The sequence below is a fragment of the Polaribacter sp. genome (assembly GCF_965656025.1).
Classification (GTDB): Bacteria; Bacteroidota; Bacteroidia; order Flavobacteriales; family Flavobacteriaceae; genus Polaribacter.
In genome coordinates, this window is the sequence record NZ_CBFHJT010000014.1 from 14,180 (window position 1) to 23,776 (window position 9,597).

At 31.5% G+C, this 9,597-nt stretch carries 7 protein-coding genes and 1 pseudogene; all 8 read right to left on the reverse strand.

The annotated features are described in order from the left end of the window. A pseudogene (locus tag ACTG3S_RS04160) lies at window positions 1-240 on the reverse strand (cell division protein FtsQ); the annotation flags it as partial. A gap of 43 nt (window positions 241-283) precedes the next feature. Next, window positions 284-1,636, reverse strand: a complete 1,353-nt coding sequence (murC, locus tag ACTG3S_RS04165; protein WP_439128115.1) for a UDP-N-acetylmuramate--L-alanine ligase — start codon at window positions 1,634-1,636, stop codon at window positions 284-286. After that, window positions 1,633-2,727, reverse strand: a complete 1,095-nt coding sequence (gene murG, locus ACTG3S_RS04170; protein ID WP_439128116.1) for an undecaprenyldiphospho-muramoylpentapeptide beta-N-acetylglucosaminyltransferase — start codon at window positions 2,725-2,727, stop codon at window positions 1,633-1,635. The genes murC and murG overlap by 4 nt, the downstream gene beginning before the upstream one ends. After that, window positions 2,711-3,895, reverse strand: a complete 1,185-nt coding sequence (locus tag ACTG3S_RS04175; protein WP_439128117.1) for an FtsW/RodA/SpoVE family cell cycle protein — start codon at window positions 3,893-3,895, stop codon at window positions 2,711-2,713. Before ACTG3S_RS04175 ends, murG begins: the two co-directional genes overlap by 17 nt. 55 nt (window positions 3,896-3,950) lie before the next feature. Then, window positions 3,951-5,333 (reverse strand): UDP-N-acetylmuramoyl-L-alanine--D-glutamate ligase, encoded by a 1,383-nt coding sequence (gene murD / locus ACTG3S_RS04180; protein ID WP_439128118.1) that lies wholly within the window; start codon window positions 5,331-5,333, stop codon window positions 3,951-3,953. Window positions 5,334-5,348: 15 nt separating this feature from the next. Continuing rightward, window positions 5,349-6,575, reverse strand: coding sequence for a phospho-N-acetylmuramoyl-pentapeptide-transferase (gene mraY, locus ACTG3S_RS04185; RefSeq protein ID WP_439128119.1), 1,227 nt, complete (start codon window positions 6,573-6,575; stop codon window positions 5,349-5,351). Window positions 6,576-6,577: 2 nt separating this feature from the next. Further along, a complete protein-coding gene (locus ACTG3S_RS04190; RefSeq protein ID WP_439128145.1) occupies window positions 6,578-8,044 on the reverse strand; it encodes a UDP-N-acetylmuramoyl-L-alanyl-D-glutamate--2,6-diaminopimelate ligase in 1,467 nt (488 codons plus the stop codon). Window position 8,045: 1 nt separating this feature from the next. After that, window positions 8,046-9,597: penicillin-binding protein (locus ACTG3S_RS04195; protein WP_439128120.1), on the reverse strand; the 1,552-nt coding region annotated here is incomplete at its 5' end.

The following is a 9,597-nucleotide window of genomic DNA, read 5'->3' on the forward strand; positions in this document are numbered from 1 at the left end:
AATGGTGTAAAAAACAGCGGCTTTTTCTACATACGGGTTTTTTAAAACATTATTTTCTAAACTATATAAATCTAGCATAGATTTTGCTTTGTTTTTAACTGTTTCATTATTTTGTATTAACAATTTATTAACCATCTTATGTGTTAAAAAATTATTGTTTCCAGCCTCAAAATTTACATCAATATTTACTATCTTTTTTTGAGTATTTCTTTTCACAGAAAAACTATATAATAAACTCAAACTTATTGTTAAGCAAAGCAATAACAGGTATTTTAGAAGTTTTTTAAATTTCATACTCAAGTTCTTTTAACAAAGTTTCTGTAACTGAATTTATAAAAACTCCAATATCCCCAGCACCTAACATAACTACAATTTTGGCTGTAGAACTTTTAATATCTTTTACAAGATTGTTTTTTTGTGTTAACTTTTTCTGACTAGCATCTATTTTGTTTAACAACCATTCTGAATTCACACCCTTGATTGGTTTTTCTCTAGCTGGATAAATATCTAATAGTAAAATTTCATCAAATTTAGAAAGCGCTTTTGCAAAATCATCTGCAAAATCTCTGGTTCTAGAAAATAAATGCGGCTGAAACACCACCAGAATTTTATCTTCTGGATACATTTCTCTAACCGAATTTTCTACTGCATTTATTTCTGTGGGGTGATGCGCATAATCGTCGATTAAAACGAGGTTTTCTGTTTTTATCTTATAAGAAAATCTTCTTTTTACACCTTTAAAAGTTTCTAACCTTTGTTTGATTACTTCTAATGGAACGCCATATACATCTGCCATTGCTAATGCTGCTAACGCATTCATAATATTATGTTTACCTGGCAAATAAAAAGAGATATTTTTTACTGCTGATGTAGGAGTTGCCACATCAAAAATATATGTACCTTGATGTATTTTTAAATTATGAGCTACATAATCTGCCTGATCTTCAATTGCATAGGTTAAACCGTTTAAAGGTAATCCTTTGGCTACAATTAGTGTATCTGATACTTTGTTGGTAAACTCTACAAAAGAATCTGTAAGTGCTTCTGGGTTTTTATAAATATCTAAATGATCTGTATCCATAGAAGTTACACAAGCAATATTTGGACTCAATTTTAAAAAAGATCTATCAAACTCATCCGCTTCTACCACAGAGATTTTATCATCACCTAAAATTAAATTTGCGTTGTAATTTTCTGCTATACCACCTAAAAAAGATGTAGCTTTTACATGCGCCATAATATGCCCCAAAATAGAGGAAGTTGTAGTTTTACCATGCGTACCTGCCACAGCTAAACAAAATGTACTTTCTGTAATTTTACCTAAAATTTCAGCTCTTTTTAAGATGGTGAAATCGTTTTTTGTAAAGTAATTTAATTGTGTATGATTTTCAGGTACTGCTGGCGTATATACTACCAAAGTTTTATTCTTATCTAGAAATGAAATAGGTATGTTATTTACAGCGTCTTCAAAATGAATTTCTACATCCAACTCCGTTAAATCTTGTGTAATTTGAGAGGGTGTTTTATCGTAACCAGCAACACTTTTTCTATTCACAGCAAAGAAACGTGCTATTGCACTCATTCCAATACCGCCAATTCCGATAAAATATATGTTATGGTAATTTTTTAAATTCATTTATTTAATAGCTTTTCTACTTCGTCTACAATATCTTTTGTGGCACTTGGTAATGCCAATTTCTTTATATTTTCTGATAAACTTTGTTGTTTACCCATGTCTTTTATTAGTGTTTCTAATACTACCGAAAATGTATCTAATTCGTTTTCTCTGACCATTAAAGCAGCATGTTTGTCTATAATAGATTTTGCATTTTTAGTTTGATGATCTTCTGCCACATTTGGAGAAGGAATAAAAACCACAGGTTTGCCAACAATACAAAGTTCTGACACTGAACTTGCACCCGCTCTAGAAATAATGATATCTGCTGCTGCGTATGCAAAATCCATCTTATTTATAAACTGATGTACTTGAACGTTTTGAACCTCATTGTATCTTTTATAATCATTGAAATACAACTTACCACATTGCCAAATAATTTGAATATTATGAGATTTAAAAAAGTCTAAGTTACTTTCTATAAGCTCATTTATTTTTTTGGCACCTAAACTACCTCCTAACACTAAAATGGTGGTTTGCTTTTTATCTAACTTAAAAAAATCTATTGCTTGTTCTTTTTTAGAGTGTATACTTAATAAATCTTGTCTTACAGGATTTCCTGTTTTAACTATTTTATTTTTTGGAAAAAAACGCTCTAAATTATCGTAAGCAACACAAATTTTATTGGCTTTTTTACTTAATAATTTATTGGTAATACCAGGATAAGAATTTTGCTCTTGTATTAATGTTGGTATGTTTTTTCTATTTGCCATAATTAAAGTTGGCCCACTTGCAAAACCACCTGTACCAATAGCAATATTGGGTTTAAATTTTTTAATTATTTTATTCGCATTCCATAAACTACTCATCAACTTAAAAGGGAATGATAGATTTTTTCTAGTTAATTTTCTTTGGATACCAGAAATCCACAAACCTTCTATTTTATAACCTGCTTGTGGTACTTTTTCCATTTCCATTTTATCTTTGGCACCCACAAATAAAAAGTTAGCATCAGGAAAACGAGCTTTTATTTCGTTTGCAATCGCAATTGCTGGGTAAATATGCCCACCTGTGCCACCTCCAGAAATTAATATGTTAATCGATTGTTTCATGCAAAATATCTAAAGGGTTATCATCTAAAATTTCTTCTTCTGTAACTGTTTTGGTTGCACTCACACTTAAAATCATACCTAAGGCAAAACAGGTCATCCAAATAGAAGTACCACCACTACTAATTAACGGCAATGTTTGCCCAGTAACAGGAAACAAATTTGTAGCAACAGCCATATTAATTGTTGCCTGAAAAACAATAGGAATTCCTACAGCTAAAACTAGTAATGTTCCGAAAATGGTGGTTGTATTTTTTATCACTATAAAAATTCTAAAGAGTAATAAAAAGTATATAGAAACGATGATAAAACCACCTACTAAACCATATTCTTCTATAATAATTGCAAAAATAAAATCTGATGACGATTGTGGTAAAAAGTTTTTCTGTACACTTTTACCTGGACCAACACCAAAAGAACCTCCTGTTGCAATGGCTATTTTTGCTTTTTCTACTTGGTAAGATTCCTTACCACCTTCTTGAGAAAAATTTTCTATTCTATTTTGCCAAGTCTGCACCCTATTGGGCATTGCATCTGGAAAAGCTTTGGCTATCAATACAAAAAAAGTAAGCGCTACCAAACCTGTACCTAAAACCAAGCCAATATATTTTAAAGGATATCCACCAATAAAAGTAATTAACAAAATCATAGAGAATATGATGGCTGTTGTAGAAAAGTTGGCTGGTAATATTAAAATTAAAACTGCAAAAACTGGCAACCAAAGCTGCCAAACACTTTCTTTAAACTGAATCTTTTTCTCTTTATTTTTTGCCAAATATCTAGCTACATACACCATTAAGACTAAGCCTGCTAACGTAGATGTTTGAAAACCTATACCTCCAATACGGATCCACCTACTTGCATTAGCACCTCCAATAGTAGTGCCTTGTGCCAAGGTTACTCCTAAAAGAATAATAACAATAGGCAACATAATTACAGAACCTCCAGAAAAATATCTGTAGGGTACTTTATGAACAGCATAAATAATGGCAAAACCCAAAATTAACAAAACTGCATGCTTTACCAAATGCCCTAATGTAGAACCATTACCCACTACATAGACCAAGTTTGTACTTGCGCTATAGACTGGCATAAAAGAGAAAATAGCCAAAATAGCAACAATAGCCCAAATGGTTTTATCTCCTTTAATATGTTTAAAAATGGTTTTCAATTTTAGTTTTTGGTTTTTGAGGATAAAATGACCTCTTAAATTAATTCAATAGTTTTTAAAGACTTTTTACTGCGTTTTTAAATTGCCAACCCCTGTCTTCGTAATTTTTAAAAAGATCGAAACTTGCACAAGCAGGCGATAACAAAACAGCTTCTCCTTTTTCTGCTAACTTATAAGAAACTTTTACTGCTTCTTCTGCACCCGCAGTTTCTACTATAATATCTACAACATTGCCAAATGTGTCTTTAATTTTTTGATTATCAACACCTAAACAAACAATGGCTTTTACCTTTTCTCTTACCAAAGAAAGTAAATCTGTATAATCATTTCCTTTGTCTACACCACCAACAATCCAAATGGTTTGCTTGTCCATACATTCTAACGCATAAAAAGTAGCATTTACATTGGTAGCTTTAGAATCATTAATATATTCTACTCCTTTAATTTTTGCAACATTTTCAAGGCGATGTTCTGCACCCTCGAAGTTTTCTAAACTTTCTTTAATGGTTTCTTTTCTTACTTTTAGCAATTGCGCAGCCATGGTTGCTGCCATTGCGTTTTTTGTATTGTGTTTTCCTTTGATTGATAAGGTTGATGTTGGCATGTGTATTGTATCTTTTGTAATGTTTATGTTGACTATATTGTCTTTGATGTATGCACCAAAATCTAACTTCTTTTCTAATGAAAAAGGAATCCGTTTTGCTGCAGTTTTATTATCTTCTAACCAGTTTGTGATAGCAGAATTATCTGCATCGTAGATTAAAAAATCGTTTTCTGTTTGGTTTTTTGTTATCCTAAATTTTGATGAAATATATTTGTTAAAATCATAGTCATATCTATCTAAATGATCTGGTGTTATGTTGGTAATTATGGCAATATGTGGTGCAAATTTTTGAATACCATCTAATTGAAAACTACTTAATTCTAACACATAATTTGTAAAATTTTGTGTAGCAACTTGTGTTGCAAAACTCTGCCCAATATTACCAGCAACACCAATATTTAGACCAGCGTTTTTTAAAATATGATGTGCTAATAATGTTGTTGTTGTTTTTCCATTAGAACCTGTAATACCAATAATGGTTGCTTCTGTAAACTGAGCCGCAAATTCAATCTCTGAAATAACAGGAATCTGTTTTTCTTTCAATTTTAAAATCAAAGAAACATTGTCTGGTATGCCAGGGCTTTTAACTACGACATCTGCATTTAAAATTTTGTTTGCTGTATGTTTTTTTTCTTCAAAATCAATCTTATGATTGTTTAGAATTTGTTTGTATTTATTTGTTATTTCATTTTTATCAGAAACAAAAACTTGATAGTTTTTTTGTGTTGCTAAAATAGCTGCTCCTACACCACTCTCTCCTGCACCAAGCACAACAACTTTCTGCTCTTTATTTAAAGAGTTTTTATTGTTTTTATGTACATCTTGGTGTTTCATTTATGCTAAAAAAAATTATCTTAATTTTAAGGTTACAATGGTTAATACAGCCAATAAAATTCCAACAATCCAAAAACGGACTACAATTTTACTTTCGTGATAACTCAATTTTTGATAATGGTGATGCAAAGGAGACATTTTAAAAATCCTTCTACCTTCTCCAAATTTCTTTCTGGTGTATTTAAACCAAGAAACTTGCAGGATAACCGATAAGTTTTCTACCACAAAAATTCCCGCTAAAATTGGCAATAATAATTCCTTTCTAATAGAAATTGCAATTACTGCTATAATACCGCCAATGGTTAAACTACCTGTATCGCCCATAAAAATTTGTGCTGGATAGGTATTGTACCAAAGAAAACCAATTAATGCACCTGCAAAGGCAAGGATAAAAACCGTCATTTCACCAGAGTTTGGTATATACATTACATCTAAATAATCTGCAAAAATGATGTTACCAGAAACCCAAGCAAAAACCGCCAATGTCACTACCATAATCGCTGATGAGCCTGCTGCCAAACCATCGATACCATCTGTTAAATTGGCTCCATTAGAAACACCTGTAACAATAAAAACGGTAATGAATATAAAAATAATCCATCCATACTTTTCGTAACCATCGCCTAAAAAACTGAGTGCTTTAGAGTAATCTAACTCGTTATTTTTAAAGAAAGGAACCGTTGTTTTTGTAGATTTATGCGCCTCTCCAAAAACCTGTTTTCTACCATTTTCTTTAACTACCTGTTGTTGTACTGGCAATTGTTCTTTAATGGTTACGTTTTCATTAAAATACAGCATAGAACCTACTATTACTCCTAAACCAATTTGACCTAGTACTTTAAATTTCCCTTTTAAACCTGCTTTGTCTTTTTTAAATACTTTTATATAATCATCTAAAAAACCGATTAACCCCATCCAAACTGTGGTAATTAATAAGATGATGATGTAAATATTGTCTAATTTTGCTAACAATAAAGCTGGAATTAAAGTGGCTAAAATGATAATGATACCACCCATTGTTGGGGTACCTGCTTTTTGTACCTGCCCTTCTAAACCTAAGTCTCTAATAGACTCTCCTACTTGTTTTTTTTGTAAAAATCTTATAATTCTCTTCCCGTAAATTGCAGAGATTAATAAAGATAAAATAAACGCTGCTGCTGCTCTAAACGTAATAAACTGAAACACACTAGCTCCAGGAAAACTAAATTGACTTTCTAAATATTGAAATAAATAATACAGCATTTTTATTGGTTTTTTAGTTGATTAAAACAGTTTGTAATTTCTTCTAAATCGTCAAAATGAGTGCGTTCTCCATTTATCTCTTGATAATTTTCATGTCCTTTACCAGCAATTAAAATGATATCTCCTGCTGCGGAAAACTTACAAGCTGTTTTAATAGCTTGTTTTCTATTTAAAACTGTAATTGTTTTTTTATAGTTTTCTGGAGCAACACCTGCTTCCATTTCATCTAAAATTGTTTGCGGATTTTCTGTTCTTGGATTGTCTGATGTAAACACCACTTGGTTGCTTAATTGCGAGGCAATGTGTGCCATTTTTGGTCTTTTTGTTTTGTCTCTATCTCCACCACAACCTACCACCGTAATTAAATTTTCGTTACCTGTTCTAATATCATTAATAGTTTCTAAAACATTTTTTAATGCATCTGGTGTGTGTGCATAATCTACAATTGCAGTAACACTGTCATCAGAAATTACATACTCAAATCGACCACTTACACTTTCTAACTGGCTAACAATTGTTAAAACCTCTAATTTTTCTAATCCTAATAATTCTGCTGTTGCAATAATTGCGGTTAAATTGTAAATATTAAAAACACCAATTAACTTGGTCCAAACTTCTATACCATCCACAGTAATTAAAGTTCCTGATAATTGCTTTTCTAAAATCTTTGCTTTAAAATCTGCTATGGTTTTTAAAGCGTATGTTTTTTTGGTTGCTTTGGTATTTTGCAACATATAGTTGCCGTTTTTATCGTCTATATTGGTAAGTGCAAAAGCAGATTTTGGCAATCCATCAAAAAACTGTTTTTTTACATCTCTGTATTCTGCAAAAGTTTCATGATAATCTAAATGATCATGAGAAAGATTCGTAAAAATACCACCAGCAAAATGCAAACCCTCTGTTCTTTTTTGATGAATACCATGAGAACTCACTTCCATAAAACAATAATCTACACCTCCAGCCAACATTTTGTCTAAATAAGAGTTGATGGTCACAGAATCTGGTGTGGTATGTGTTGCTTTAAACTCAACATCATCAACCAAAATTTTTACTGTAGATAATAACCCAACTTTATAACCTGCTTTTTTAAATAACTGATATAAAAGTGATGCGATTGTTGTTTTTCCATTGGTACCTGTAACACCAATTAAAGGCATTTTATCTGAAGGATTGTTATAGTAATTTGAAGCCATTATTGCCAAAGCAACACTAGAGTCATTTACTTCTACATAAGTAATTCCTTCTTTTTTGGATGCTGGAATATCTTCACAAATAATTACACTTGCACCTAAATCTATAGCTTTGTCTATAAATAAATGACCATTAACAGCCACTCCTTTTTGAGCCACAAAAACATCGTTTTTTGTAACTTTTCTAGAGTCGAAAACAAGGCTATTTATTTGGTTGTTTGTACTTCCAAAAACTTGTTCTATAGCAACCTTATATAATATGTCTTTTAAATTTTTCAGCTTAAGACAGTTTTAATGTAATTGTTTTTCCTTTTTCTAATCTTTCTCCATTTTTAAGTGATTGAGATTGCACTTTTCCTACACCATTAATTTTTACTTTTAAACCTAAATTTTCTAGTAAAGACAATGCATCCATGGCAGACATACCTTTTACATTTGGTACTATTGTATAATTTTTACTTAAAAGAGAATTGTACTTTTGATACGCCTTATCTATTTCTGCAAACTGTATCGTATCTTCTACAGATTGCTTATCTATAGGCGTTGTTGTGTATATTTTTTGAGCAATTTCTTTAAAAACAGGTCCAGCAACTGTTGCTCCGTAATATCCTTTTTCTTTTTTAGGATCATGAATTACCACAATACAAGAATATTTAGGATTTTCTACAGGAAAAAAACCAGCAAAGGAAGCTACATAATGTTTATTAGAATACCCAGCTGCAATAGTTTTACCATCTTCATCAACATGTTTTGGTAAATATTTTTTTGCAGTACCCGTTTTACCTGCCATAGAAAAATTAGGAGAATAGATATTATCTGCAGTTCCTTTTATGACTACATTCTCCATAATTTTTTTAATTTTATCTAAGGTTTCTTGAGAAGCTATTTTTGGATTTACCACTTCTACATCAAAAACTTTTGCAACCTTATCTTGCCTTTTTACTTCTTTTATAAAACGCGGTTTTACCATAACACCATTATTTGCAACAGCGTTATAAAACATTAATGTTTGCATTGGTGTAACTGAAATACCATAACCCCAAGACATCCATTCTAAAGAAATTTTATTCCATCTTTTGTCTGATGGTTTTGGCACTACAGGTTTCCCTTCTCCTTTTATTTGAAATCCAACTGGTTTTGTAAAACCATAGTTTTCTAATTTTTCTATAAATTTTTCTGGTTGATGATCGTAATGTTTTTTTATCAACTTAACAATACCCACATTAGAAGAAACTTCAAAAGCTCTAGCTGCCGAAATTTTACCATAACCCCCTCTATGAGAATCTTCTACCTTTGAACCATGAATGTAAATTCTGCCTTTTTCTGTATCTACAACTGTGGCTGTATCTATTACTTTATCATCTAAAGCCGCCATTAAACTTGCTAATTTAAAAGTAGAACCAGGTTCATGACTTTCCCAAACTGCATAATTCCTTTTTTCGTAATACTTCCCCTTAGAAGTTCTACCTAAATTAGAAATGGCTTTAATTTCTCCAGTAGCTGTTTCCATAACAACAGCACAACCATGATCTGCCTCAAAATACTCTAACCTTGCCAACAATGCATGATGAGTTATATCTTGTATATTTACATCTATAGTAGTGATAACATCATGCCCATCTACAGGTTCTTTTTCGTTATAGTCCGTTATGGGTTTCCATTGATTTTTTGCTATTTTTTGTTCCCACCTTAAACCGTTTTCACCTTGCATGTAATCTGCAAAAGCACCTTCTATTCCAGCTTCTCCTCTAAAATCATCATAACCAATGGTTCTTTCTGCTATTTTACCTATAGGATGCGCACGTTCTGTTCTATGTTTTGCAATAAAACCA

Bases quoted from the DNA above. Each gene is read 5' to 3' on its own strand.
- murC (WP_439128115.1), bottom strand. From the start codon at position 1,636: ATGAATTTAAAAAATTACCATAACATATATTTTATCGGAATTGGCGGT.
- murG (WP_439128116.1), bottom strand. From the start codon at position 2,727: ATGAAACAATCGATTAACATATTAATTTCTGGAGGTGGCACAGGTGGG.
- murD (WP_439128118.1), bottom strand. From the start codon at position 5,333: ATGAAACACCAAGATGTACATAAAAACAATAAAAACTCTTTAAATAAA.
- mraY (WP_439128119.1), bottom strand. From the start codon at position 6,575: ATGCTGTATTATTTATTTCAATATTTAGAAAGTCAATTTAGTTTTCCT.